Genomic DNA, 25,006 nt, shown 5'->3' with positions numbered 1-25,006 from the left:
AGGGAAACCCAATTGCTGGTTGAGCGACAGTGCGCTGCTCAAAGAAAAGCCCGCCTAGGGCAAGCCTGGCGGGCTTCGGAAATAAAATGGGCAGCTTCAGCGACACCACAGACGAGACAGGTGAGGGGAGGAGTGTCTTGGGAGCGTAGCTTCTACCATGAAGCTGCCCAGGGCCTAATTTACCATGACTCGCTGCGGTCTTCTGCTCTCTCAGGAGAACAGCGATTTGATTGCCGAGAGAAGGCTTCGCTTTGGCGCTTCTGGTTCCGCTGGAGTGCTTGCCGCACGGTAGGCCGCCATCAGGTGAACATCCTTGGCCAACATCCGGTAGACACACTGGTTTGCGTCTGGGGTCGGCTTATGCAGTTGGTACCCATGATGTTTGCTGAGATACAAAGCAACTGCTGCACTGCGGGATCGGCCGGCGTGGCAATTGACAGCGATATATTCCCCCTGATCTGCAATTTCTCGTATGCGCTCCCGCAGCACATCAGCCTTGCTGCTGAGCAGGTAATCGACGTAATTCCGCTCAAAATCTGGCCCGTATATCTCAATGACTTCTTCGTCAAAGCCAGCATCAATGAAGTGGTGGTAGCTCACACTCTTCCAGCGTGCTTCGTCGATGCAGGCCTGATCTTCAAGGCCATCAGATATCGATATCAGATGGCAGTCAGGGCCTGGCGAGTATGCTTCAGCCTCGCTGCGCGATAAGAAGGTGCAGCTGGGTATGGTTTGGTGCATTTTTCTCTCCGTTGCTACCGACATGTCTACTGGGTTACCGAGGCCCTGAATTTCGATACATCGATGCGCTGGGCTTCCACTAGGCTCTGTAGTTTGCCGACATGAAACGCGGCAATGACCGGGCTCTGAAGAAAAGCAACACCGGGAATGGTGTTTGGCAGCAACGCCGTAACCTTGGTATGCAAATGTGCCCGAATCGGCTCATACCATGGCGCGTAACCACCCTCTCTCTTTTGGCTCGGATTGCGGTAGATGGACTGGCCGTCGCCCTCTGGCAGCTTGAGCATTTTCCGACACTCCAGTGACTCGTGGCTGAAACAGCCGATTTTCATATCACCGTCCAAGATGCCTTGACGCAGAGCACTTACCTCGGACGTTGCGAAGATGAAGGACATGCCCAGCACGACCAGGAAGAAGCCGGCCACGCGCAGGCTTAGCAGTTGCCCTAGCCCATACAGCGCAAGTAGCCCCCCCATTACGGAGCCATGCCAGTAAAGACCAACTCGAGGGCTGAGGAACGATGCGTTCCGCATATCTTCGTTGGTGATTGGCACCTGGAAGGTCAACCAGGCGGATGCGAGGGCGCAGATAGCCAGCCACGCGAAGATCAGCAAGCCAGCCGTCGCGATGACAATGCTCATGAGCTTTTCAGCCTGAGTTAGCAGGGCCTGCTTGGGCATATCGGAAGAGGGAATTTCTGTGGACATGGGTAGATTCCTTTTTCAATGACAAAGCCCGCGAGCTGGTCGGGCTTGCGGGCTTCTTGTGTGGGAGGAAGGATTACTTCTTGGCGTCGATGAACGGCAGGGTTCCGCCTGGAAGTACCGTGGTAGGCAGCACGCCGTTCCAGCGCTCGGCTTTGGTAAGCTCGACCAGGCCGGGGTTGCTGCCCAGGGCGCGGGCGCGGGCGTCGATGGCTTTTGCTTCCGCTTCGCCGCGCAGCTGGATGCTTTCCGCTTCGGCACGTGCGGCGGCCAGTGCCGAATCCGCGGTAGCCTGGGCCTGGGTGACGACAATCCGCGCCTGGATCTGCTCAGTGGCCAGTTGCTGCTCACGAGTCTTCACGGCAACCTCAGCGCGCATGCGTTCTTCGATCGACTTCTCGTAAGCGTCACTGAAGTCGATGTTCTCGACTTGCACACTGTCGATCACCACCGGCCCACTGATTGCGCCCTTGATTGCGGCGGCGATATCGGCAACTAGCTTGCCGCGTTGCTGTACCGCGTTGACGGCGGTGTACTGACCGAAGACGTTTTCTACCTGTGTCGGGACATGGCGGCTGATCGCCCTTGTCAGCAGGCCTTCCAGATCGGCGTAGCCCTTGTAGACATCCGCGACCTCGCCTGCCGGCACGTGCCAGCTGACCGAGACCGACAGCGTTGCAGCCTGCTGGTCACGGCTGTACGCCTGCAAGCCGTCCCACTTGGTGGCGTTGTTCTGTATCGAGATCGCTTTGGCGCTGTCGATGAAGGGGATTTTCCAATGCAGCCCAGGATCTGCCACCTCCATAAAGGCACCGTTGCGCAGGACTACTGCGCGCTCTTTCTCGTCGACGGTATAAAACGAACCCAGCAGCAAACCCACACCAATAACGGCCACAACGGCAATCGAGCCGAGAGCCAGGGGAGATCTGGAAGAGGATGAGAAATTGTTGAATTGCATACTGATGATCCTTGGTGGTTGGTCAGCGGATAGTTTGTTAGGTAATGGCTGAAGGATGTCCCGATTTCAGGCGGTTTTATCGCCTGAAAGCGGGCTATGCTGTTTGCGGTTGTGCGGTGTTTTTCTCCTCGGTTTCGGTCGAGTTGCATTGGCCACGCTATAGGCATGCCTGAAAAACCCAAGTCACCTCGATACGGCCGTCTAGCTGGCTGATTGAGTCGTAGGGGCTGACAGCGCGAAAAAAAAGGCGACACAAATGGTCGCCTGAGTTCTATGGGCCTCCGTTTAGAGGCTCTTCAACACACCCCAGTGAACTGGACGGCGATCCGCCTTTTCCAGTGCCTCCGCTGCTACCGAGGCTTGCTCGTGCGAACTCCACACGCTGTCGGAGCAACGCTCAACTCCGTGCTCCTGGTCTCGGAAAATCAGGTCAAAGGTCGGAGCCTCATACTGGTCAGAGATATCCCGCACTACAAAGCGCTCGTGCTCGAGGTGATGTGTCACGGCGGATGCGGCGCTCACAGGCACGATCCTGCTTTCAGGGGAGCTGAGGATGCAGACCCCGAGGGGACTCCCAGCTGCTCCGCCGAATCACTCTTGGGGGGCAAGCTCGACGCCGAACCGTCGCGCTCTGGTTGGGAGATGGACGTTTCGATGTTGCAGCGACCGATCTCAATTCCAAGCTCATTGCTGGCCTGTTGGGAGAGATCTTGCAAAGCATCCTCAACAGCTAATTCGAGCTTGGCCTTCAGTCGAGAAAGTGCTTGTGGTGAGCCAGTAACTCCAATGGCCAGGCTGAGGTTAAGTCCAGCCTGATGCCGGGCTTGGGGCGTGACGACCTGCATAAATGGTTCTCCGTATAGGTTGATCTGCCTCCTTCTCTCACGATCGTCGAGAATCCCAAGTTCCCGTTGCCTGTTCAGGATTGCTTCTCCTCAGTGTTTAATAGCCGTGTATAAATTTTCTGACGGAAATCCCATGGATCAAAGCCTTGAAGTCTTGGAGCGAACGCTGCAAGCAAGCATCAAAGAGCAGCGCTCAGCACGTCGCTGGAAGAATTTTTTCCGTCTCGCGACTCTTGGGATCGTCGTGACTGCCTTTGTGGTCGGCGGAAGGGCAGACCTTGATGGCGTTGGGGCCGATGTGCCGGTAACAGCAAAAATCAAGGTGAGGGGAGTGATTGCGGATGGGGAGGAAGCGAGCGCTGAGAACCTGAAGCGTAGCCTCGGCAAGGCCTTTGAAAGTGAGAATACGAAAGCTGTGATTTTGGAAATCAACAGCCCAGGCGGTAGTCCCGTCCAAGCAGGCCATGTTTACGACGAAGTTCGCCGCTTGCGTGCACTGCATCCAGACACGAAGGTTTATGCCGTCATCACAGATCTGGGGGCCTCCGGTGGCTATTACATTGCCAGCGCAGCCGATGAGATATTTGCGGACAAGGCCAGTTTGGTCGGATCGATCGGTGTAACCGCGGCGAGCTTTGGTTACGTCGAGCTCATGCAAAAGCTTGGGGTCGAACGCCGCTCCTATACGTCCGGCGAACACAAGGCCTTCCTCGATCAATTCCAGCCTCAAAATCAAGAGGAGACGAAGTTCTGGGAAGGGGTGCTCAAAACAACCCACAACCAATTCATTCGCTCGGTTGAGGCTGGGCGGGGAGAGCGTTTGAAAGCGAAGGAGAATCCCGACCTATACTCGGGGCTGATATGGACTGGTGAGCAAGCGGTAGGACTGGGGCTGGTTGATCGCCTGGGTGATTCTGACTACGTGGCTCGTGAAGTCGTAGGTGTGAGCAAGATCGTTGACTTCACCCGCAAACAGAATCCCCTGGATCGCTTTGCCAGCAAGATCGGCGCTTCGGTTGCCGAACACCTCTCATTGCGGCTTGGGTTCGACGGCCTGAGCTTGCGCTAAAGCCCAGCAGGAACCCGGCCAGGCTAAGCAGTATCTGCCCCGTCCAGAGATGGACGGGGCATTTTTTTAGCCGCGCTTGAGTTGATCACGCAACTGAGTGGGTAGATTGCGAATAGTCAGCGTGCCGGCATTCTCGTCGTAGTCGATCTTGGAGCCCAGCAGGTGGGCCTCGAAGCTGATCGACAGACCTTCGGCGCGGCCGGTGAAGCGGCGGAATTGGTTCAGGGTGCGTTTATCCGCTGGGATCTCAGGTGACAGTCCGTAGTCGCGGTTGCGGATGTGATCGTAGAACGCCTTTGGTCGATCTTCATCGATCAGCCCGGACAGCTCCTCCAGCGTCATCGGCTCGCCCAACTTCGCCTGGCTGGTCGCGTAGCCAACCAGAGTATTGGTCTTCTCCCGCGCCTGCTCCTCGGGCAGATCCTCGCTCTCGACGAAATCGCTGAATGCCTTGAGCAAGGTGCGGGTTTCACCGGGGGCGTCTACACCCTCCTGGCAACCGATGAAATCACGGAAGTAGTCGGAGACCTTTCGACCGTTCTTGCCCTTGATGAACGAAATGTACTGTTTGGACTGCTTGTTGTTCTGCCACTCGCTGATGTTGATGCGCGCTGCCAGGTGCAGTTGGCCGAGATCCAGGTGCTTGGCTGGGGTCACGTCCAGGGCGTCGGTCACCGCCACGCCGTCGCTGTGGTGCAGCAGGGCGATGGCCATGTAGTCGGTCATGCCTTGCTGATAGTGGGCGAACAGGACGTGGCCGCCGGTGGAGAGGTTCGATTCTTCCATCAGCTTTTGCAGGTGCTCTACGGCAGCGTGAGTGAAAGATGTGAAGTCCTGGCCGCCCTCGATGTACTCCTTCAGCCATCGGCTGAAGGGATAAGCGCCGGACTCCGCATGGAAGAGCCCCCAGGCCTTGCCCTGCTTTGCGTTGTAGCTCTCGTTTAGATCGGCGAGCATGTTGTCGATGGGTGGCGACACACCCAGCTCGCTGTCGCGGGCGTGCAGGACGGCTGGAGTACCATCAGGTTTTTTGTCGATCTGATGAACGATGATGTGACGGATTGGCATGAGCAAAGTCCCTGTAGTTTGGGGTTAGTAAGGCGTTTCGTGGGGGTGTTTCGACAAATGGGCGGTGAGCACTTGCTTACTGAAGTCGGTCAGGATTTCAGGAGCAAGAACGGAACCGGTGATTGCAGCGGCGGGGCGAAAAATCCTCTTGCCGGAAGCCGTGAGCCAATCGAACACCATGAAGTGTTGGTGCGCTCCAGTTTTGAGAGGCGGCAGCGCCTGCCAGGTCATAGTTGAACTGGCGTATAGCGACAGTGCTGATATGACGGTTTGCGACTCCCCTGCATTGCGGCTCCGCTCGGGCAGAGCGTCATAGGCGCTGAGGGTTGCGCCGAGAACATCAGCGGGCTGAAGTCCGTCAAGATTCTTCAGATCCTCGCCGCTCTGCATTGCTCGATAGCCGTCCAGCGTCAGCTGGCCAACGAGTCGGGGGCCAGCAACCAGGTTGTATGAGTACAGCCAGAATCCAACGGCATTTCGTGCGCCGGCTGCTTCATCATCGATAACCCAGCTTGCATGCCGCAGCGACTCAGCAAACTTGCGAGCGCGCGCCTTTCCTACGTCATCCATCTACGACTCCTATCTCTTGGCCTGCGTCGACGCCTGTGCGAAAGCTCAGGCAATGTCGAACACAGTCGCACGCCGGCCGGAAAACCCAAGTCGAGATGCGAGCATCAGGAAGAGCCTGTATCGGCGCATTGGCAGGAAAAAATATCCGTCTCAATCAGGCTGCGCTCTGTTGCCGTCTCCATTCCACGGATCGAGCACCTGGCTTGGGTTATTTCGAAGCGATGGTTTCCTACCTGTAGTTCTTACAGCGGGAAACCTCGATGCAGCTCCGACCCTACCAACAACAGCAGGATTTTGAACTCCGCAAGGGCATAAGCCTTGGCGCGATCATTCAGATGCTGATGAGTCCTACGGGCTCCGGTAAGACAGAGGTGGCCAAGCACATCATTGCCGGTGCGCAGGCGAAGAACCGGAGGGCCTGGTTCATCGTCGACAGCGTGAAGCTGCTCGATCAGACGCTTGAGCGGTTCCACAAAGATGGTTTGGTCGCCGGTGCAATTCAGTCAGACCATCCCTGCACTGACTACCGAAAGCCCATCCAGGTCGCAACGATCCAGAGCTTGCGTCCGCGACTGGATTACATGCTCAACCACCACAAACCACACCTTGTTCTCATTGACGAGGCGCATGTCATCCACGAAGCCCACATTGAGCTGATCACGTGGTGCCGGCGGAACAAGGTGCCAGTTATTGGGCTCAGTGCTACCCCATGGCGGCGAGGCCTGGGCCGCATCTTTGACAGACTGGTCAACTGCATCTCCCTTTCCGAGCTGACAGACCAAGGTTTCCTTGTCCCTACACAGTGCTACGCGCCCTCCGTGCCTTCGCTGAAGGGGGTGAGCACGAAGCCGAATGGTGACTGGATCGAGGACGAGCTTGCCACGGTCATGGGTGACGCCAAGCTGCTTGGTGACGTGGTAACGCACTGGAAAGAACTGGGTGAAAACCGCAAAACAATGGTTTTCGCCTGCAACGTCCAGCATTCCAAGAAGCTCGCTGCTGAGTTTTTAAAAGCTGGGGTTGCCGCAGCTCATATCGATGGCTATATGCCGCCGCATGAGACCGAGGAGATCTTGCGCCAGTACAAGGCGGGCAAGATAAGGGTCTTGGTCTCAGTGGCTATGCTGATCAAGGGGTTTGATGACCCCTCGACCAGTTGCCTCGTGATAGCGCGGCCTACCAAGTCCCTGATGCTTCACTACCAGATGATTGGCCGCGGGCTGCGACTCTCGCCTGAAACTGGAAAAATCGACTGCATTATCATTGACCACTCCGGGAACCTCTTGCTTAACGGGAAGCCAACGGACGAGGTGCCCGACGCCATGGACAATGGGGAAGGGGAGCGTCTTGACCGCCGCCCGCAGGACAAAGGCGATCAGGAGAAAAAAACCAAGCCATGTCCGAAGTGCAGCTTTGTTTTCAGCGGATTGCTCTGTCCGAAGTGTGGCAACGAAATCGTAATACCGGATGGGGTGGCGGTGGCCACCGGCAAACTGGTGAAGCTAGACGATCGACGCAAAGTGCTCGGGCCGACCAGTAAACAGCACACTTTCTGCGAGCTGCTTGGGTACGCCCGTGAGACCGGCAAGAAAGACGGGTGGGCTCAGTACGCATACCAGGCATACATGAAAGAGCTGCCAGATCGCGCATGGATCGGTACCGTGCAACCCAAACCACCGAGCGAAGACATGAAAAGCTGGGTGAAGGGCTATAACGTCCGTCGCGCCAAAAGCAAACGCCGATTCGGGTGAGCCGGTGGCTTGGGATTATCTAGAGCCATGTTTCACTGCTTTCAGCTGGGACTTAACACCCATGCGATTTTTCAACAACCAAGGATTGACATCCTCCCCCGGCTTAAACGCCGGGGATTCCCTCTCCAGGACGCTCATGCCCGAGCGCGAGAATGTTCCTGGCCGCGTTCACGTCGCGGTCGTGAGTGACACCGCACTCACAGATCCATTCCCTTATTCCAAGCCCTGCGATACCTCTCGGCCTGCTGGCGGGCAATGCACCGCAACAGCTACAGGTTTGGGTGGTGTACGCCTCGTTCACGACCCTGAAGACGATGCCTGCGTGCGCGCATTTGTAGGCCAGCATTGTTTTCAGTTGACCCCAGCCGGCATCGAGCACCGACTTGGCCATCTTGGTTTTGACGAGTTTCTGCGAGCTGACATCGCCCACGATGATCGTGTTGCAGCGCTCGACCAGCGAGCGGCTGAATTTGTGTAAGGCATCCTTGCGCCGGTTGGCTATCTTGGCGTGGATTGCCCGCACCCGAGCTTTCTTGCCAGCACGCTGGGCGCTGGCCAGCTTGGGCTCCAGGTCGCGGTAGAAACGGCCATTCTCCAGCCGCTGCCCGTCGCTACAGGTGGCCACGTCCTTCAGGCCCAGGTCGATGCCTACTACCCCTTGCCCCGTCGATAGCTGGGTCTCCAGCTCGACGACCACATTGAAATACCAGCGGCCTCGGGCGTCTTCGCTGAAGCTGCCGGAGCGGAGGCGGTACTGGCCCAGCCCGTAGCTGTCCCAGACCTTGAAGCATCTGCCATTGTGGAACACCTGGCCGTTCTTCCAGCTCGCTGCGCCGGATTTGAACGGAATCCAGCCGAGCGAGCGGCGAACACCGATCGATTTACGCCAGCTCAGCCGGGCCTTCTTGAACTGCCGGCGGCGCGTGGCGTATTCCCGCGACACTTCCTGCAATGTCTGCGAGTGCAGGCCCAGTTCCTTGCTTGCGCCCTGGGTATAGCGATCTAAGTCGTAGGCCGACAGAAAGACCCCGCGCTCACGGATCGAGCGATGGCTGAGTTCGTTCAGGTAGTTCCAGACGAAATTCACCTGCCGGGCCATCTGGCGCAGCAGCTGAGTGTGTTTGTCTCGAACGCGAACCTGGAGGGTCTTGGTGTGCTTCATGTCGGCAGCGTGCCATAGCTCTGGAATAACCCAAGGTGAGCCATCGCTATTCTCCGGCCGCCCCGATCTAGGGCGGCGTCTGCGTAATTCAGACCAAAAAACCGCCCGAAACCAGACCTTTCCCCGCGACCTGCATGAAACGATCTCCTCACCTAAGGAGACTCACATGCCCAGCGAAAAATATCTTCCGGCGATATGCCGATCACCACTCATTGACTACCTGGCAGGCATCGGCTCGCACGCGGTCATGATTCTGACGTTCAGGCACAGCGGCGAAGAGCTGCGCTCGATGTCCAGTCGTCACGCTGCCGGCTTGATGGCAGTAGCGGTTGGCATGGTCGTCGCCTGTACCCACCTCGCCCCGAGCTCCAGCTCCACGCATAGCTTGGCGCTTTACACACTATTTCCCCTCCTCATAGCAGCAGCAGCCTTACGCACCTTCGGAATGCATGCCGTTGCAGGGTATGCGACGTTCCTGGTGGTGACAGAGCCGGTAGCCCTGGTTGTTCGCCATCTCCCAATGGGCGACCTGATTGATGCCGTGTTTTCGTTCTGGTGCTTAGCAGCGCTGTCTGTCTACGGCGGCAAATGTGCAAAAAACAGAATGGAGTCGCCTCAATGAAGTCGACCGCAGAACAGCTCCCCATCATCGAATACCAAGGTGACCATCTGGTGGTGAAGGCCTATGCCGGGTGCGGCAAGACGACAACGCTTGTTGCCTACGCCAACCATCACAGCCACTTGCGCATGCTCTATCTGGCGTACAACCGCGCTATCCGGGATGAAGGCGCGGAGAAGTTTCCGAAAAACGTAGTGTGCAAGACATCCCACCAGTTGGCCTGGCCGCAGTTTGGCCGACACTATCAGCACAAGCTCGGGAATATCCGTCTGACGGATGCTGCCGGGCTCCTCAAAACACGGAACTGGGGAGATGTTCGAGACGCTATCGCTGTGCTCAATGCCTACCTTTCGAGCGCTGACGAAGAAATCAGTGAGGCGCATTATTTTGCTGCGCTCAGCGAGGAAGAGGCAGCGGAGCACGGAGCCGATCACCTCGACCGGACGATAAATTCTGCCCAGAAACTCTGGGACGAGATGATCGATACCGAGAGCAAATTCCCCTGCCAGCATGACGCATACCTGAAGCTCTTCCAGCTCAGTAATCCCCAGCTGCCATATGACGTGATCCTTTTCGATGAGGCGCAGGACAGTAACCCCGTAACTGCCTCCCTGGTCGCTGGTCAGAAGGCGAGGAAGATATTTGTCGGCGACAAATGGCAGCAAATCTACCGTTGGCGAGGGGCTGAGAACGCGCTGGATACGCAGATTGTGCAGGGCGCGGCGTCGATGTTCTTGACCAACTCGTTCCGGTTCGGGCCGATGATTGCCGGCGTAGCCAATGCGATCCTCAAACAGCAAGGGGAAACACGTCCCCTGGTTGGGTTTGGTGCCCGCGACAAAGTGACGACATCGCTGCCCTCTGGATGTAACCACTACACCGTGCTCAACCGCACGGTGATCGGCGTGATCATGACGGCCATTGATGCTGTATCTGACGGCCAAGTTGTCTACTGGAACGGGGGGATTGAGGCATACCAAATCTCCGACCTCGAGGATGTTTACCATCTGAAGGTCGGCCGCAAGGATGAGATCCGCAACAAGCGCCTTTTCGGGCAGTTCAGCGACTTTGGAGGGTTTGCCGAAGCGGCAGAGGAGTCGAAGGATGCCGAGATGAATCGGATGCTCAGGATACTCAAGGAGCACAACGACATTCCGAAGTTGATCGCGGCTCTACGCCGCAACTCAACAGATGATCCTCTTGATGCAGATGTGATTGTGAGCACCTGCCACCGCTCGAAGGGGTTGGAGTGGGATGTGGTTGTCCTGGAAGAAGATTTCCCAGACATCTTCGACGAAGAGAAGATCACCCCTGATCAGCGGGTTGATGAGTTGAATTTGCTCTATGTCGCAGCCACAAGAGCAAAGAAGGTGTTGGTGATCAACAGCATCACCCAGGTCGTGATCCAAAAAAGTCACGCTGAGGCCAAGCGGGAGATGGAAGCAGCAGCGGGGCAGCGCGCATGATTTACCTCTATCTCGCGCTTTTACTGGTGCCGGCCGGCGCGATTTTTGTCTGGGGTAAGCTGGTGTCACAGTTTTCGGTAAAGACGTGGATCGTCTATCGGAACACTGGAATCATCGGCGGGCCTGTACATGAAATGGCGCACGCGATTGCATGCCTGCTCTTCGGCCTGCGAATCAGGAAGCTTGCTCTATTCGCACCGGATGCAATCACTGGGCAGTTGGGCTACGTCGAGTTTTCCTACAGCCCGTTTTCTCTGCGCAACTCGATTGGTCTCCTTGTTCAGGGCATAGCGCCCTTGTTGGCCGGGGGCGCAATCGCCGTTCTCTCCCTTGGCACATCATACGATCAGAGCCTTCCCGACCAGGGATTGGTGCCGTTGGTTGTCTGGATCGGCGCTGTGGCCACCGGTTCTGTTACCGCGATCGTCGACTTGGGTACTGGCTCATTGCAGGGGTTTGCTCTGGCGTTACTCGTCCTGGTTATCTCGATGCACGCCATCCCAAGCACAGCCGATATCGCCCTAGGTCTCAAGGGATTCGCGATCATCGCGGTCGCTTTCGGCGGATTAATTTTCTTGCTCCAGATGATCCCATACCAAGGAGAAGGCGTAGCAATGGCGTTCATCATCAAGGCAGCGGATCTGGGGACGCGCTATCTCGAGATCGGCATGTGGCATGCACTCAACGGCGCGGTGACGGTGGTGACCTTATCTGTAGTAGCGAGCTTAGTGCTGATCCTGCTCCCAGCGTTTTTTTTCCATCTCAAATCCTTCTGGGATGGAGCCCGTGGCCATGTCTGAGAAAGCAGAGGGACGCCCATGATCTCCGTTTATCTTGGTGATTACATCGAGCATATCGCCTGGTTTTTGGTGTTTGCTGTAGGAGGAGGGATAGCCGGCGGGGTAATCGCATCCGTTCTGTTCAATGGGCAGATAGCTCGAAGACTATTCGCCAAGGTCATAACTCTCTGCGCAGTCGGTTATTGGCTGGTGTTCTTCACGGGATACATCCAGCCGCACACGGTTGCCTTTTACTGGGATCGATATGGGGCAAGCGTGATCGATGATCTGCTGCGCACGGTAGGCCGCGCACTTGGTTAGCTGATTTGGGTTTTAGACGAATGACAGCACCATCGGATGAGGTCAACTGCACGAGGATGGACGAAATGAGCATGAGTGAAATGACGAAGGCTGAAGCCGAGCTTTACAAGGGCGTGGATCGGACGAATCCACCGCGGCACGAGAAGCTGATTGCTGGGTGGCTACCCCCTGAGACTCCGCCAGAAGGGTACAAGCACCTGGTTGCGATACTCGGCCCGGTAAAGATTGAAGGCGAGCAGGCCTACATGTGGGTTCTCGATTACCTAGACACGGGAACGGCTGTATTCGCGTCAGAAGAGCATGAATTTGAGGTTCCATGGCCATGGCAGGTGGGCTTTAAGCCTACTGCCAACGATTGGGACGCTATTGGAATCCCTCACCTGATGTGAGCCGGCCCAGAAGCACGATAAGCGAGCCGCCCAAGGCTGACCAAGGGCGGCTTTTCTTTCTCCTCCGGGCCTGTTTGACCGCAAATTTGCGTGATCCCAGAGGGTTGCAGGCATCCCTGTAAATAGGCATCATGGCCCTACCGAAAGGTGCGTAAGCTGCGCGCTATTGCAGCTCAAGAACCCTCACAGTCCCGATCGGGGCTGTTCAAGTAAGCATAAGTCCGTCTGACCTATGCTACCCCCCAGAATCAACCATCCACGCATGAGCGTAGATGTTTGTCCGTGCCTGGCACGGGTCGTTAGCTGCGACTCTAATCAGCTTAAAAACCTACCCATGCGGGGAAACCCGTATGGGATTTCTCCGCTCTGAAAACTGGAGTTGAGAATATGAGCAATACCAACGAAGTCGTTAATCTGACCAAGTTTAAAACTACCCGTGAACTCGAAGCCTTCGGGGTTCGTGATCTTACGAGTTGGAAGGAATTTCAGGAGATTCGTAGTCTCCTTTTCTTCCCGGTGTTGCCGACCAAGGAAAGTGTTGCAAAGCGCGTTGAGCGTCTTGCCGAAATTGCCCTTGCTGAAGCAAAGAAATCTGGCACAACTACCGTTCTGGTCAGTTGCCCGCCATGGATGATGCATTCGCTGTGTGCCGAGCTGGTTTATCACGGGCTCACACCAGTCGTAAGCTTCACCAAAAAAACCAGTGAAGACAGCCTGTCTGTGATTGATCTGGTAGTTGCTGCGTAAAACCCGCACAAAATAAACCGCCCACTGGGGGAGTCTTCCCCTATGGGGATTCTCCTTTTCTTGGGCAACTGCTTTCGAGAACGGAGAATATAAAATGCAATTCAATGCAAAAGTTGAGATGAAAGAGTTCGGCTTCAATACCAACGCGCAAGCGCCAGGTTTTGCAGAAGGACACCAGTGGATGCATCACGTCGCGCCGAAGAAGAAGTATTTCTTCCGCGAGATGCTGGTCAAGCCGTTCATGAGTTGGCTCTACGCTCCGTTTGGGGATAGCTGCATGCTCCTCGGCCCAACTGGATCGGGTAAGTCTTCGCTCGTAGAGCAAGTCACTGCCCATCTTAATTGGCCCTGCATCACCGTTTCGGCACATAGTCGGATGGAAATGCCGGAGCTTACTGGTTACAACCTGCCTGTCACTGATCCGGTGAGCGGCGACCTGAACACGAAGTTTGTGGATGGGCCGCTGACCCAAGCAATGCGTAATGGGTTTGTGTTCGTGCTCGATGAGTACGACACGCTTGATCCGGCAGTAACTGTAGGTCTGCACGCTGTCATGGAGGGGAGACCCTTGGTGATTGCGGAAAACAATGGTGAGGTTGTGAAGCCTCATGCCAACTTCCGGTTTGTCGCTTGCGGCAATACGGCGGGACAGGGTGATGCATCGGGAGTACATGCTGGCACCATGCAGCAGAACCTGGCATCGCTGGATCGCTTCCGAGTGTTTGAGGTTCCGTACCTTGAGGCTGATAACGAAGTAGCAACTTTGATATCTGCTTTGCCAATGCTTCCGGAAGAGATGGCGAAAAACATGGTGAAGGTTGCGAACTCCATTCGTAATCAACATCAAGGGTTAGGTGGTAATTACCTAAGCGTCACGATGTCCACTCGGACATTGCTTCGCTGGGGGCGTATCTCTTGTGGATACACTCACCAGGGCGCAGCTAATCCGCTTCAACTTTCGCTGGATGAATCGCTGCTCAATCGCTGCGATTTAGTTCAGAAGACAGCAATTCGTAAGATCGCCCAGAGTGTCTTTGGTGGCGATTGGAAAGTTGCTGTGTAAAAACCCTAAGGGGGAATCTCCCCCACCGGGCGCGATTCCCCCTTTTTCATGCATGTGAGAAAGGAGAATCGTGAAATGTCCATTCAACAGAATGAGATCAAAATCCTAGACCAACTACTGCTGGTCGATCTTTCCGGTATCCATCTGTGGACTGCTCGGAAAAAGCTTAAACCTGAAATGCTGGAGGGGAAGATTCCTCCTGCTATTTTGGCTTCACTCGGCTCGATGCGTGTAATCGACCCGGAGAAGCTGAAACCGTTTGAGAAGATCAAGCGGCAGGCTACAAAGGTGGTGGAAGAGTGTGGTGTGCGGTTCCTCGGTGGCTATGCAGTTTCCCAGGACAAGATCCAGGAGGTTGTTGACCGACTGGAAGCGCTCAAATCGCAATTCTACGACTTGAAAAACAACTTTCTCCCTAACTACGAACGCTGGATCACTGAGTGGATCGACAAGGGCTGGGAGAAGCAAGAATGGCGTGATGCTATCCGCACCTCGGTGACACCGAAGGCGCAGGTAGATGCAGGGATGCATTTTGGGTACGCGGCATGCCGTGTTTCCCCTGATGGCGACAAGCACCTCTCTAACACGCTGGGTACGCAGGTTCGTGGTTTGTCAGATCAGCTGTACGCTGAGACGGCAGATACAGCCGAGCGCTTGCTTGAAACAGGCTTGGCCACTCGTGGCCATGTCACACAAACGACGCTGAACACTGTTCGGAAGATCAACGCCAAGCTTCGCGGTCTGATGTTCCTGTCCAGTGAGGTCAAAGCCCTAACCGAACACATTGAGGAAGTCCTTGCGGCTCTCCCCAAGTCCGGGGTGGTTAATGGCTCTCAGTACAACAGCGTTGTAGCCCTTGTTTCGGCCCTCTCTGATGAGGACTCGATCAAGCGGCTGATCAAAAACCTGAACATTGCCAACGGTCATGAAGATGCATCGATGGCCTTCGTTCCAGCATTGCCTTCAGTTGAAACCGAGGCCCCGGCCGGTGTTGAAACAGGGGCTCCTACAGCAGTTGAGATCGAGGCCCCGGCCGAGACTGTCGCTGTTGTTGCTGTACCTGATGCTGAAGTACCCGCGGATGCCGTAACGATGGTCGAGGAAGAGCTGAGCGCAAGCGTAGCTACTCCGAGTTGTCACGACAGCATCAACGAAGTACCAGCAACACCCGAGGTTGTTGAACCAGCTGAATCCGTTCCAGTGGAGCAGTCTGAAGAACCCCTCGTAATCAATCCGTCCGAACCCGATATGCCCTTCGGCACCTTCTGGTTCTGACACCACAAACAAACCCCGCGTGGGAGTAACCCTCCTCGCGGGGTTACTCCTTTTCGCGGTGGCGAGAAAGGAGATAAACGATGAGCAATCAATCCCTGGTCGGCACTCTGCCGATCTATGCACAGCACCTTGCCGAGCTAACTGGCGTCAAAGTGCACGTTGAGGGTATCCAGGCTAAGACAGATGGAAAAAACGTATTTGTCCCCTTCACCGAGGACGATCTGCCGCTGTCCTTCGGGTACATCGCACATGAATGCTCCCACGTCCGCAACACAGACATGGGCTGCTTTCGCGACTCAAGCCCGACACCCTTCCGCAAGAATCTGCTGAACATTCTTGAGGACATCCGCATTGAACGATTGAGCATGGATCAGTACCCAGGTACTGAGTCGGACATCCGCTACCTGAACCGCAAGGTTCTGCTTGAGCCGTTTCGGCCTGAGCAGGTGGATGACTGCCCGGCGCTTCATGTGATTCACAACGGAATTCTCTACGGCGGTTACTGGCTACTCCAGGAACCGCAGCTTGAGATTCCAGCAAAAGCCTACCTGGCCCGTATGGAGACCCTTCTTGGGGCTGACCTTACGGATCAGATCCTGACCCTGGTGAAGAACACCCTGACGTGCGAGAGCACAACAGATGTTCTCGCTCTGGTGGACGCGATTATCGCCATGATGAAAGGCGGCGAAACGCGGGTGTTTAGAAGTAAGTCTCGAGCAGAGCGTCAGTCTGCATCAATCCAGATTCTTCTCGACAAGTCGGGGAGTATGAAGTCTGCGATGGATCAGGCCGAAGCCGCAGTCTATGCGGTGCTAAGCGCGCTGGAGGGACTTCCGCTGGTGACAACCGGCGCGATGTCGTTTCCCAACAAGGCAAACGATGGCGTTGAGCGCTGCGCACTGATCAAGAGCCCGAAAGAGCGATTGATCAGGGCGGTAAGCGAAGGTGGCTTTGGTGCGATGTCGGAGGGCGGTACGCCTCTTGCGCAAGCACTGTGGCCGGCTGCTGTTGAAGTTCTTCGTGCGAAGGGCGAGAAGAAGATTCTTTTCGTCATAACGGATGGGGAACCGAACGCAGGTACTACTCATGCAGCGAAAGAGTTTATTCAGCGGTGTGAGGTCAGCGGCATCGAAGTGATTGGACTTGGTTTCGGAAGTGCCAATGAGCACATCCTGAAAGCATTGTTCAGCCAATACCGTGCTGTTGGGGAGGTTGCGAATCTCAAGAACTCGCTCTTTGAGCTTGTTCGCGAAGCATTAGCTGCCTGACAAATAACCATTCAACCCACTAGGGGCTTTCCCTAGTGGGAGGCCTCTGTCGGTTTGAGGAGGTCTGAAATGGAAAATACTGCGACTGCGTTGCCCTTGCTGGATCTGTTTGGGGAACAAGTAATTATTCAGCGCCGCTCGTTTGAGCGGAGACCACGGAGAAAGGCAAGCCATGCGCGAGTCTTTCAACTTGGATTTCTCGACATTCTGGAAATGTCAGACGCTGAGTTGGAAGCCCTGCGGACACGAGACGAAATCACCGATGATTACGTTGAGTGGATGCGGGAATACCTGCTGAAAATCACTCTGAGGCAGATCATTCATCCTCAGCTCAGTGAGCAGAATTGGCGCGAAGCAATGGATTGGGTACTTTCGGACGAAGTTCATCCGTTTAGCTTCCGAGTCTGTTGTGAAGCAATGATGTGCGACTTCGAAGATGTTCGCGCTACCACATTGAAAATCGCAGCCAAAGAACTGGTTAAGTAAATAGAAGCCCGATAGGGGGAAAGCCCCCTACGGGCTTTCTCCCTTTCTGCGTTTCGTAGAAATGGAGAATCAGATGAATGCTTATAAGGATGCCCAGGCCGGCGAAGCCAGGACGTTCGTTACTCGTAACGATCAGGTGGTCAAGCTAGTTGAAAGGCTGCTGAAACGCGCTGCCGGCGTTCTCGTCGAGAAGGTTTGCCGCAAGGCTATGACGGAAGGCGAGCTTCAGGTTGTAAAGCAGGCGGTTGAGCGTGGCGAGCTGTACAAGGTTTTCAGCCTTGTTCGTCCGGCTGCTGACCAAATGCGACGTGTGGACAGCAAGAACATTTACTGGGACTGGATTGATGCCTTCGGGAGCTATTCGGACGCAGTTGGCTCTTGCTGGCCATACATGAGCCAGGAGCGAAGAGCGTACGCTCTGCTGCACGCTGAAGAGCTGGCCAACGCAATCTGCAAATAACCCTACCGGGGAACCCCGGCGGGGTTCTCCATGAAAATGGAGATGAAAATGCACCGGTTTGTTGAAGAAAAGATGGCAAAAGCCGCGCCTGTTCCATGCGACTTCATCCTTGGCGATACCGTGACGGTGACAAATGGATACGGAGTCGAAATCCAGGGAAAGAAAATCCTTGGATTCGTCCGGGAGATCGATCCTGAGTTTCGCCCTGATGCATTCGTTTTTCTGGATTGGGATTGCTACTGGTTCCCGGTTTCGCCAGAAAAATTGAAGCTCGAAAGCAGATATTCAGGACTCTAAAAAACACAACCCAAGGGGGAGAAATCCCCCGCGGGGCTTCTCCCTGCATGGATGTATGGAGAAGTCGATGAACGCGATCCTCGAAGCTGCTCGTTTGCAAGGCCAGGCCTCGATAAGCCGTAAGGCTTGGGTAACCAAAGGGGGCACAAAGGTTCACCTATGGGAGCTGTCATCAGGGGGCGTCATCCTCCTGAAGCACTCGCGGGGAGAAGGTTTTTTCCAGCCGATAAAGCTGGAGGAGCCAATGGAGATGGTTGTTGACCGTTTCCGGAATAAATGCGGCCACAAGGTGTTCTCACCTAATGGGCTATGAGTGTGAAAGGGTGGCCTTCGGGTCACCCTTTTTTTTGGTTCGCCATCTTGTTAAAGGGCATCGGTTTGGTATCATCGCAGGCATAGAGCGGGCCTCAGGTCGAGCTCTCAAGAACCCCTCCAGCACAGAGCCCTCTGTGCTTAGAACTTAGCGCCATGCATGAGCATGTCCGCCAAGGCCTGAAACGTGTATGCGTTCAGGCAGTGTTCTCATCATGTATGTGATGAGTCACAAAAAGCAGAGCCACGCTTTCAAACCGGCTTAAAAATAGCACTCAAATTATCGACATCCAGGCAACTGGATATTGGTTTTTCTGCGTGCATAAAAAACCCGCAGCGGGGAGATTACTTCCCGCCAGGGTGGTTCTCCGTCTGCATCTTTTGCTAACGGAGAACACCATGAAAACTCTCATCGTCCTTACCGCTCTTGTTGTTGGTGGCATTCAACTTGGCTTCAAGGCGTTCGATGCAGGCGTTGAAACTGCTCAGCAGTCTCACACCGCAGAAATGATCAAGGCACGTCACGCGCTTTGATTCAATAAGGCTCTTGGCAAAAAGCTTTCGGTTTTACTGGAAGTCTTTGCTTCGTAAGAGGTCGTCCCGATGTTTCATGTAAACGCAATTGACGCTGTTCGCAGCGCATCATCGTTGGCAGAAAAATCGAACTTTGCCTATGCGATTTATTCGCAGGCAAATGGCTTTATTGTTGTTCTTCTAACTCAGCCGAACGGCTCGGAGTTGGAAATAATTAAACCCTGACGGGGAATCCCGTTGGGACTCCTCGTCTTTTTGAGGAGTAAAAAAGATGTACAAGAAAATACTATTCGACTGGATTAAGGCTTCACTTATGGGCGTTGGCTGTAGCTTGTTGGCAGCCGCTTTTGTTTCCATCGTTACACCAGGAACGCATCCGCTTGTCGTATCGTTCTGTCTGGTGCTTGGCGTGGTAATGATGATCGCCGATTTGGTGGTATCCTTGATTACAGCGATGAGCAATCCGAAAGGAGAATGAAATGGACTCGATGCAGATGCTTGTTTACGCAATCGTAGGCGTTGTCGGTGCTTTGGCCCTAACCGGCGTGATCGGTTATGTGGTCGCTGACCGTCTCGACAAGAAGCACGGCACGAACATCAAGGCCCACTGAGCCTTCCCTCAGGGGTTGGCCCAGTGAACGGATTCAAGTCTAGCTTCGGCTAGACCGCTGCGTGGTCACCCTCCGTGGGTGATCCACCAGAGCCCTTCCGTGTGAAGGGCTCTGGGGATCACCCACACCTGGAGAGTTGAACATGACCGCAGCAAACGCACTATTCTGCCAAGAACTCAAAGAACTGATGGTCGAGTCTGGACGGGTGTTCAAAGTCCCCGAGCAGATCGCCAGAACTGTTTCGTCCTCCGATCCGGATACCCGGTTCGTTAAATCATGGGCGGTGATTCATCGCTTGATCCCGAGTGATGGCCAGGTCTTAGTAGTGCCTGAGGCATGATCAAAAACACAGCGAGCCCCGGCCGGTGACCCCACCAGCCGGGGCTTTGCTTTTTCAGGCGATTTTGTTGCCTGAAACCGCGCCATCATTTCTCACCCTTCCCCTAGCATCGAAGCATCCCCATTTTTGGACATGCGATCGATGCGACAACCACTCAAAACAACGCTGAGACGGCTGGTCAACGTGACCGTGATCGGCCTGTATCTCAACAGCATGACCTTCACAGCCTGGGCCGACGCTGTGACAGCAGGATCTGCGGCCGGTCAATCGGTAGGCCAGCAGGCACTTCAGGTATTCGATGGTGGGGACGCCTCCGTCACGCTTCAGGATCTTTTCCCTGAAACTGGAGACACTGCCTCGCTCGAGAACGTCTACGGCGACGATGTGAAGACGATCGATCTCGGGTTGCGAGCAAATACCCGCCTCCAATCGGAATCGTCCTCTGAGGGAGAGGCATACCGAACCCTGATCGACAGCGGCAACCGCATGTCGGTAGATCTCTCCAACGACCCTATGCTCAATCAGGCTGATCAAGTTCGTTCCCCTGACTTCATGGATGGGTTTAAGCAGAACTTCGCGGACTGCACCTCTACCGAAGTTTTTGAGAACGTGACGAAAAACGCCCATGTTGCCAATTACAAAACATGTGAGCGCGTCGTGGATCAAGGCGGAAACGTTGAGTTCCTGCATGACTACAAGGTAGGTGTAATCGAATACGTTTCCGGGCAGCCAAACTTTCAGTCGTGCGGACCAGGTTGCTTGTACATCTGGGTCGGCACGGTAGGGGACAACTACTGGAGCGGGAACTGCAAAATCTATGAGGAGTACACCCGATTCCGCGTGATAGCCAAGGACGCCATTATTTCAGCTACCGTCGACAGAGCTGTTTTCGACGATTATTTCCAAATCCTTTTCAATGACGAAATGCTTTGGACGCACACACCTGGTGTCTTCCCGCCGGAAACAGCTGGAAGCTGCGAACGCGGAACAAGCTGGAACGTAGCTCCGAACAAGGTGATCACTGACAAGTTCGGCAGCGATGATGACGTGATCACGTTCAAAACCCGCACCTCGGTTACCGGTGGTGGTGAGGGTTACGCCCGCATCAAGATCATCTATGACCCGGCAAAGGCGTTTGTCGATAATGGTTGGGGGCCGGAAGAGCGCCTGCCTATGTTCGACATGATCGAGGATGGGTTCTGCACCAACGCTCAGATGTCGTGCACGTCTATGCCGGCGGTGGACGCCAATGGCTGTACTGAAACCAATGGCGTTCGGATCTGCCGCTCTGACATGCCACCATCCCCGCACCCGAGCATCGATCCGCTTTGCAAGAAGGCCCAGGTAAGCGCCGAGTGCTCCTACTACAAGGGGAATATGGATTGCTACACGGACGCCCAGGGTGTGCAGCGGTGCCCCTCAAATGATGGCGGCAACCTGAATACCTGCACCCAGTACGAGCAGAACCCCAGCTGCGGTTTTATCTCTCAAGGTTGTATTGATGGCGCAAAAGGCGAGACAGGCTCTTGCTATGCCTTCGAGGAGGTCTGGGACTGCGGTTATGACACCAGCTACGAAACTATCGTGAACACTGGGGCCCAAATCGAATGCCCTGGTGGGGCGCGCTGCATGGGCAGTGAGTGTTTCGACTCGTCGAACACGAAAAGCGGCGATTTTGCCTATGCGGTGGCCATGCTTCAGGTTGCTCAGTTTGCTGAGCACGACCTGGACTGCGGTGGTGATGGTACCGATATCAACGAGGCCAATGACTGCAAGGTGTTCAAAGGCGAGGCTATGGAGTGCAAGAAGGCGCTCGGGGGCTATGTTGACTGCTGCGAAGCGCCGGAAAGCGTAAGCATCTTCGACTATGTAAACCTGACCATGAACACTCTCAAGATGACCAGCTCACTTGAGGCATTGAGCAGGACAGGAAATCTCTTTGCGCCGGGATACTGGGCCGCGGGCACTGAAGCTGCCATGTCTGTCGGCTCCTCGGTTATCAAGGGCCAGTGGGGCACCATTGTCGATAGCGCCACTGCTGCGTTCAATGAGGGATTCCAAGGTGCAGCGATGGGACAGATTCAGCAATGGCTGATGCAGCAGGCCTATGATGCAATGGTTGAAATGGGGGCCTCTGCTGCTGCAAATGCGGTATTCGCTACAGGTGCAGAAGGCACCGCGACCCAGGGTACTGTTACTGGACTAAGCGCCAACGCTGCGATGGTAGTTAATATCATCGGCTGGGTTTATATGGTCTATGTGATTGTGGATCTGCTGATCAACATTATTTGGGAGTGCGAGCAGAAGGAGTTCGAGCTTGGTGCGAAAAAGGAAACCCGGCAATGCCACTTTGTTGGCAGCTACTGCGCATCCGAAGCACTTGGGTCATGCGTTGAAAAGCGAGAGGCCTATTGCTGCTTTGGCTCGGTTGTAGCGCGCATCATTCAAGAGTCAGCCCGTGAACAACTGGGGTTGGGATGGGGTGACGTAAAGTCGCCTACGTGCGAAGGAATTACGCCAGCTCAGATGGCGCAGATGGATTGGTCGCGTGTGGATCTGTCTGAGTGGATCGGCATGCTGAATCTTGCAGGGCGTCTTCCTACCGCTAATACAGTTTCCCTGGAGGATATTACCGGGAGTGGTAGTAAACTTCAGACAACAGATGGAGAAAAGCGTCTGAACACATTAGATAGAAACCTACAGAGGCTTGAGAATTTCGATGTAGACGCGGTAAAGAGAAAGGCAGAGGAAGGGCTGCGATAAAATAAGCCCCGCGCTGGCGGGGCTTTTTTTATTTATCAGTTGTTTTATTTTCCGATGAAATACATCGATTGACCTTTATTGATAATGCGCGCTGGAACAGAGTTCTTCCGCAGCCTTTCACCTGGGTGGTACATGTAAAACCATTCAGGTAGTTTCTCCGAAACCTCAATCATGGCGTCCAGTGTAGATATATCGTTTTTGTTTCCGTCAATTGTATACTGCCCATGATGAATAAATATCGGCCCGTATGCCTCGGAAGAAGCAATGAAAGTAGGAGGAACTGAAGCTACCCCGTCAAACTGAACCGGGGTCTCTTTCCAAATTGCTACGGGGTCAACATAGGCTTTCCCACTACCAGGCGGATATTTTCCAACTTTAGGCGTGAGTGTTGATCTTTGATTAGGGAAAGCTTTAAGGCGGGCCTCATCAAAAAGTTTTAGTACAAGAGCAGATGCTTCTTCGGGGGACTTAGCAAGTGTGGATGGGACCCACGCGGCTGTTTGATACCCCCGAGCTGGATCGCTCGAACCGCCGAGTAGAAAGAGTCCTACCCCAAGGCCAAGAGCTGCATTGCTGCTGACGCCTGAGGGCGGGGACGCATAACCGCCTGCGGCAATAGCGACATCGCCCACAGACGAACCGCCCGTACCTGAAGTCGCTGTTGTCGGGCCGGATGTAGCCAGCTCGAGAGGAACATCACGCTGGCCAGAAATGTTCATGGCAGTCAGAACGTGCATTGCATCCGACCATTTTTCCTTCGGTACATTCTGCGGATCAGGCAGCTGCACGGTGGCAGTCTTCGGCGTGGAAGAGCACCCGACCAGGAGGGCAATAGTTGCTGCGAGGAGGCCGGTGTAAATCGTTCTACGATGGTTCTGCATGGTGAAACTCCTTGTTTTGATAGGCATAGGTTACCGGCTTCGGCGGGAATCCCAAGCGAAGCGAATGACTGGTGGGCTTTCTACGCATTGGACGGGTAGCGCACGCCTCGCGGCGGCCCTATACTCGACACTGTACAGATAGCCAGCAATCCAATGCTCAGACGCCAAGCCTACAAATTCCGCATCGAACCAACCGGCGAGCAGCAGCGTAAGCTGCGGCAGTTCGCAGGGGCGTGCCGATTCGTTTTCAACAAGGCGCTGGCGGTGCAGCAAGTCAACCGCGAAGAAGGCGGCAAGTACATCGGCTATGTGGCCATGGCCAAATATCTCACCGCCTGGCGCAACGGCGATGAAACGCCTTGGCTGAAGGATGCCCCGGTGCATCCCTTGCAGCATGCGCTCAAAGACCTCGACCGGGCCTATCAGAACTTCTTCGCCCAGCGGGCCGACTTTCCCCGCTTCAAGAAACGCGGTCAGCGCGATAGCTTCCGCTACCCCGATCCCAAACAGATCAAGCTCGACCAGGGAAATTCACGCATCAACCTGCCCAAGCTGGGCTGGCTGCGCTATCGCAACAGCAGGCAGGTGCTGGGCACGGTGAAGAACGTCAGCGTGAGCCTCAGCGCCGGGCACTGGTGCGTTTCGATCCAGACCGAGCGCGAGGTAGATGTACAGCGGCACTCCTCCCCGCTGGCGGTCGGCATCGATCTAGGCGTGGTGCGTTTTGCGACACTTTGGGATGGTCGACAGGAAACAGTGTTGCAACCGCTCAACAGCTTCAAACGGCATCAGCACCGGCTGGCAAAGGCCCAGCGGCAGATGAGCCATAAGACCAAATTCAGCAACAATTGGAAGAAGGCCAAGGCTCGCGTCCAGCGCATTAACCGTCAGATCGCCGACGCCCGAAACGACTACCTGCATAAGGCGACTCACGCCATCAGCCAAAGCCACGCGCTGGTGTGTGTCGAAGACTTGAAGGTAGGCAACATGAGCCGTTCGGCCAAGGGCACCGTCGAGCAGCCAGGGCAGAGCGTCCGGCAGAAGTCGGGGCTCAACCGCGCGATCCTAGATCAGGGGTGGGGAGAATTCCGCCGTCAGCTCGACTACAAGGCCCAGTGGGCCGGTGGTTGGCTGGTAGCGGTGCCACCGCAGCAAACCAGCCAGCAGTGCCCCGAGTGCGGACATACCCATGCGGGCAATCGACAGACTCAGGCACTGTTTCTCTGCTTGGCTTGCGGCCACTCTGACAACGCCGACCGAGTAGGCTCCAGGAACATCCGTGAGCGCGGATTGAAAACGCTCGAAGGGCAGGGCCATGCCCCGATCGCCTGTGAAGTGAACGGCGCTGTATGGCCGTCAGCAGCAGGAACCCGCCGAAGCGAAGAAGCTGCATTCGCAGCCTAGCGCCGTAGGAATCCCCGGCCTTGCGGCAGCTCTGTGAGCGAAGCGAGAGGCTGGAGAGGATGTCAAACGGTTGTTGAGGTCGTACCCAAGCACAAGAAAAACCCCGCCGTGGCGGGGTTGCAG

The 25,006-nt window shown here is 55.3% G+C and carries 29 protein-coding genes; 21 read left to right on the top strand and 8 right to left on the bottom strand.

What is annotated here, in order from left to right:
• Window positions 1–210: 210 nt before the first annotated feature.
• The 4 genes from MOQ67_RS31255 to MOQ67_RS31240 all read right to left on the bottom strand — a co-directional run bounded on the left by MOQ67_RS31255 (window position 211) and on the right by MOQ67_RS31240 (window position 3,248).
• Window positions 211–741: a dual specificity protein phosphatase family protein gene (locus tag MOQ67_RS31255; RefSeq protein ID WP_099169974.1), complete on the bottom strand. Its 531-nt coding sequence runs from the start codon at window positions 739–741 to the stop codon at window positions 211–213.
• 26 nt (window positions 742–767) lie between these two features.
• The gene (locus MOQ67_RS31250) at window positions 768–1,448 is read right to left on the bottom strand and encodes a hypothetical protein (RefSeq protein ID WP_172691844.1); all 681 of its coding nucleotides are present in this window, start codon (window positions 1,446–1,448) and stop codon (window positions 768–770) included.
• A 73-nt stretch (window positions 1,449–1,521) separates the two neighbouring features.
• On the bottom strand, window positions 1,522–2,403 hold the full coding sequence (locus MOQ67_RS31245; protein WP_060763796.1) for a prohibitin family protein: 882 nt from the start codon (window positions 2,401–2,403) through the stop codon (window positions 1,522–1,524).
• Window positions 2,404–2,921: 518 nt separating this feature from the next.
• Window positions 2,922–3,248: a hypothetical protein gene (locus MOQ67_RS31240; protein WP_060763795.1), complete on the bottom strand. Its 327-nt coding sequence runs from the start codon at window positions 3,246–3,248 to the stop codon at window positions 2,922–2,924.
• Window positions 3,249–3,381: 133 nt separating this feature from the next.
• On the opposite strand from MOQ67_RS31240, the gene sppA reads away from it, so the two are divergent.
• Complete coding sequence (gene sppA / locus MOQ67_RS31235) at window positions 3,382–4,317, top strand: signal peptide peptidase SppA (protein WP_060763794.1); 936 nt, start codon at window positions 3,382–3,384, stop codon at window positions 4,315–4,317.
• A gap of 66 nt (window positions 4,318–4,383) precedes the next feature.
• On the opposite strand, the gene yejK is transcribed toward sppA, so the two are convergent.
• Both yejK and MOQ67_RS31225 read right to left on the bottom strand, forming a co-directional pair.
• Window positions 4,384–5,385 carry a nucleoid-associated protein YejK gene (gene yejK, locus MOQ67_RS31230; protein ID WP_043859657.1) on the bottom strand — a complete coding sequence of 334 codons (1,002 nt, stop codon included), beginning with the start codon at window positions 5,383–5,385 and terminating at the stop codon, window positions 4,384–4,386.
• Between the two features lie 24 nt (window positions 5,386–5,409).
• Window positions 5,410–5,955, bottom strand: coding sequence for a hypothetical protein (locus MOQ67_RS31225; RefSeq protein ID WP_060763793.1), 546 nt, complete (start codon window positions 5,953–5,955; stop codon window positions 5,410–5,412).
• 260 nt (window positions 5,956–6,215) lie between these two features.
• On the opposite strand from MOQ67_RS31225, the gene MOQ67_RS31220 reads away from it, so the two are divergent.
• Window positions 6,216–7,706 carry a DEAD/DEAH box helicase gene (locus tag MOQ67_RS31220; RefSeq protein WP_033045069.1) on the top strand — a complete coding sequence of 497 codons (1,491 nt, stop codon included), beginning with the start codon at window positions 6,216–6,218 and terminating at the stop codon, window positions 7,704–7,706.
• A 103-nt stretch (window positions 7,707–7,809) separates the two neighbouring features.
• On the opposite strand, the gene MOQ67_RS31215 is transcribed toward MOQ67_RS31220, so the two are convergent.
• Window positions 7,810–8,868 carry an RNA-guided endonuclease InsQ/TnpB family protein gene (locus tag MOQ67_RS31215; RefSeq protein ID WP_028622356.1) on the bottom strand — a complete coding sequence of 353 codons (1,059 nt, stop codon included), beginning with the start codon at window positions 8,866–8,868 and terminating at the stop codon, window positions 7,810–7,812.
• Between the two features lie 166 nt (window positions 8,869–9,034).
• Here MOQ67_RS31215 and MOQ67_RS31210 point away from each other — a divergent pair, with 166 nt between their 5' ends.
• The 18 genes from MOQ67_RS31210 to traN all read left to right on the top strand — a co-directional run bounded on the left by MOQ67_RS31210 (window position 9,035) and on the right by traN (window position 22,598).
• Entirely contained in the window at window positions 9,035–9,490 is a 456-nt protein-coding gene (locus MOQ67_RS31210) for a hypothetical protein (protein WP_028622355.1), read from the top strand.
• A complete protein-coding gene (locus MOQ67_RS31205) occupies window positions 9,487–10,953 on the top strand; it encodes a 3'-5' exonuclease (protein ID WP_172690150.1) in 1,467 nt (488 codons plus the stop codon). Before MOQ67_RS31210 ends, MOQ67_RS31205 begins: the two co-directional genes overlap by 4 nt.
• The gene (locus MOQ67_RS31200) at window positions 10,950–11,753 is read left to right on the top strand and encodes a hypothetical protein (protein WP_172690151.1); all 804 of its coding nucleotides are present in this window, start codon (window positions 10,950–10,952) and stop codon (window positions 11,751–11,753) included. The genes MOQ67_RS31205 and MOQ67_RS31200 overlap by 4 nt, the downstream gene beginning before the upstream one ends.
• An 18-nt stretch (window positions 11,754–11,771) precedes the next feature.
• On the top strand, window positions 11,772–12,053 hold the full coding sequence (locus tag MOQ67_RS31195) for a hypothetical protein (protein WP_169870553.1): 282 nt from the start codon (window positions 11,772–11,774) through the stop codon (window positions 12,051–12,053).
• Between the two features lie 65 nt (window positions 12,054–12,118).
• Window positions 12,119–12,442: a hypothetical protein gene (locus MOQ67_RS31190; protein WP_232591917.1), complete on the top strand. Its 324-nt coding sequence runs from the start codon at window positions 12,119–12,121 to the stop codon at window positions 12,440–12,442.
• A 387-nt stretch (window positions 12,443–12,829) separates the two neighbouring features.
• Complete coding sequence (locus tag MOQ67_RS31185) at window positions 12,830–13,189, top strand: hypothetical protein (protein WP_043859958.1); 360 nt, start codon at window positions 12,830–12,832, stop codon at window positions 13,187–13,189.
• Window positions 13,190–13,283: 94 nt separating this feature from the next.
• Window positions 13,284–14,252: an AAA family ATPase gene (locus MOQ67_RS31180; protein WP_023049099.1), complete on the top strand. Its 969-nt coding sequence runs from the start codon at window positions 13,284–13,286 to the stop codon at window positions 14,250–14,252.
• Window positions 14,253–14,327: 75 nt separating this feature from the next.
• Complete coding sequence (locus tag MOQ67_RS31175; protein WP_172690176.1) at window positions 14,328–15,527, top strand: DUF3150 domain-containing protein; 1,200 nt, start codon at window positions 14,328–14,330, stop codon at window positions 15,525–15,527.
• Window positions 15,528–15,607: 80 nt separating this feature from the next.
• Window positions 15,608–16,795 carry a vWA domain-containing protein gene (locus MOQ67_RS31170; protein WP_448675969.1) on the top strand — a complete coding sequence of 396 codons (1,188 nt, stop codon included), beginning with the start codon at window positions 15,608–15,610 and terminating at the stop codon, window positions 16,793–16,795.
• A gap of 69 nt (window positions 16,796–16,864) precedes the next feature.
• Window positions 16,865–17,281: a hypothetical protein gene (locus MOQ67_RS31165; protein WP_033040891.1), complete on the top strand. Its 417-nt coding sequence runs from the start codon at window positions 16,865–16,867 to the stop codon at window positions 17,279–17,281.
• Window positions 17,282–17,354: 73 nt separating this feature from the next.
• Window positions 17,355–17,741, top strand: coding sequence for a hypothetical protein (locus MOQ67_RS31160; protein ID WP_013100877.1), 387 nt, complete (start codon window positions 17,355–17,357; stop codon window positions 17,739–17,741).
• 30 nt (window positions 17,742–17,771) lie between these two features.
• The gene (locus tag MOQ67_RS31155; protein ID WP_169838426.1) at window positions 17,772–18,038 is read left to right on the top strand and encodes a hypothetical protein; all 267 of its coding nucleotides are present in this window, start codon (window positions 17,772–17,774) and stop codon (window positions 18,036–18,038) included.
• A gap of 67 nt (window positions 18,039–18,105) precedes the next feature.
• A complete protein-coding gene (locus MOQ67_RS31150; RefSeq protein ID WP_013100879.1) occupies window positions 18,106–18,351 on the top strand; it encodes a hypothetical protein in 246 nt (81 codons plus the stop codon).
• Between the two features lie 398 nt (window positions 18,352–18,749).
• Window positions 18,750–18,884 (top strand): hypothetical protein, encoded by a 135-nt coding sequence (locus MOQ67_RS31145; RefSeq protein WP_013100880.1) that lies wholly within the window; start codon window positions 18,750–18,752, stop codon window positions 18,882–18,884.
• Between the two features lie 271 nt (window positions 18,885–19,155).
• A complete protein-coding gene (locus tag MOQ67_RS31140; protein WP_011077965.1) occupies window positions 19,156–19,362 on the top strand; it encodes a hypothetical protein in 207 nt (68 codons plus the stop codon).
• Window position 19,363: 1 nt separating this feature from the next.
• Complete coding sequence (locus MOQ67_RS31135) at window positions 19,364–19,495, top strand: hypothetical protein (protein ID WP_255311629.1); 132 nt, start codon at window positions 19,364–19,366, stop codon at window positions 19,493–19,495.
• Window positions 19,496–19,637: 142 nt separating this feature from the next.
• Window positions 19,638–19,835 carry a hypothetical protein gene (locus tag MOQ67_RS31130; protein ID WP_013100883.1) on the top strand — a complete coding sequence of 66 codons (198 nt, stop codon included), beginning with the start codon at window positions 19,638–19,640 and terminating at the stop codon, window positions 19,833–19,835.
• A 141-nt stretch (window positions 19,836–19,976) separates the two neighbouring features.
• A complete protein-coding gene (traN, locus tag MOQ67_RS31125) occupies window positions 19,977–22,598 on the top strand; it encodes a conjugal transfer mating pair stabilization protein TraN (protein ID WP_033040477.1) in 2,622 nt (873 codons plus the stop codon).
• A gap of 44 nt (window positions 22,599–22,642) precedes the next feature.
• Here traN and MOQ67_RS31120 read toward each other — a convergent pair whose 3' ends face one another.
• Window positions 22,643–23,479, bottom strand: coding sequence for a hypothetical protein (locus MOQ67_RS31120; protein WP_047296868.1), 837 nt, complete (start codon window positions 23,477–23,479; stop codon window positions 22,643–22,645).
• 153 nt (window positions 23,480–23,632) lie between these two features.
• On the opposite strand from MOQ67_RS31120, the gene MOQ67_RS31115 reads away from it, so the two are divergent.
• Complete coding sequence (locus MOQ67_RS31115; protein ID WP_013100886.1) at window positions 23,633–24,883, top strand: RNA-guided endonuclease InsQ/TnpB family protein; 1,251 nt, start codon at window positions 23,633–23,635, stop codon at window positions 24,881–24,883.
• Window positions 24,884–25,006: the final 123 nt, after the last annotated feature.

The organism is Pseudomonas sp. LY-1 (assembly GCF_053502595.1).
The sequence above is the reverse complement of the archived record's forward strand: the minus strand, read 5'-3'. Positions and strand labels throughout refer to the sequence as shown.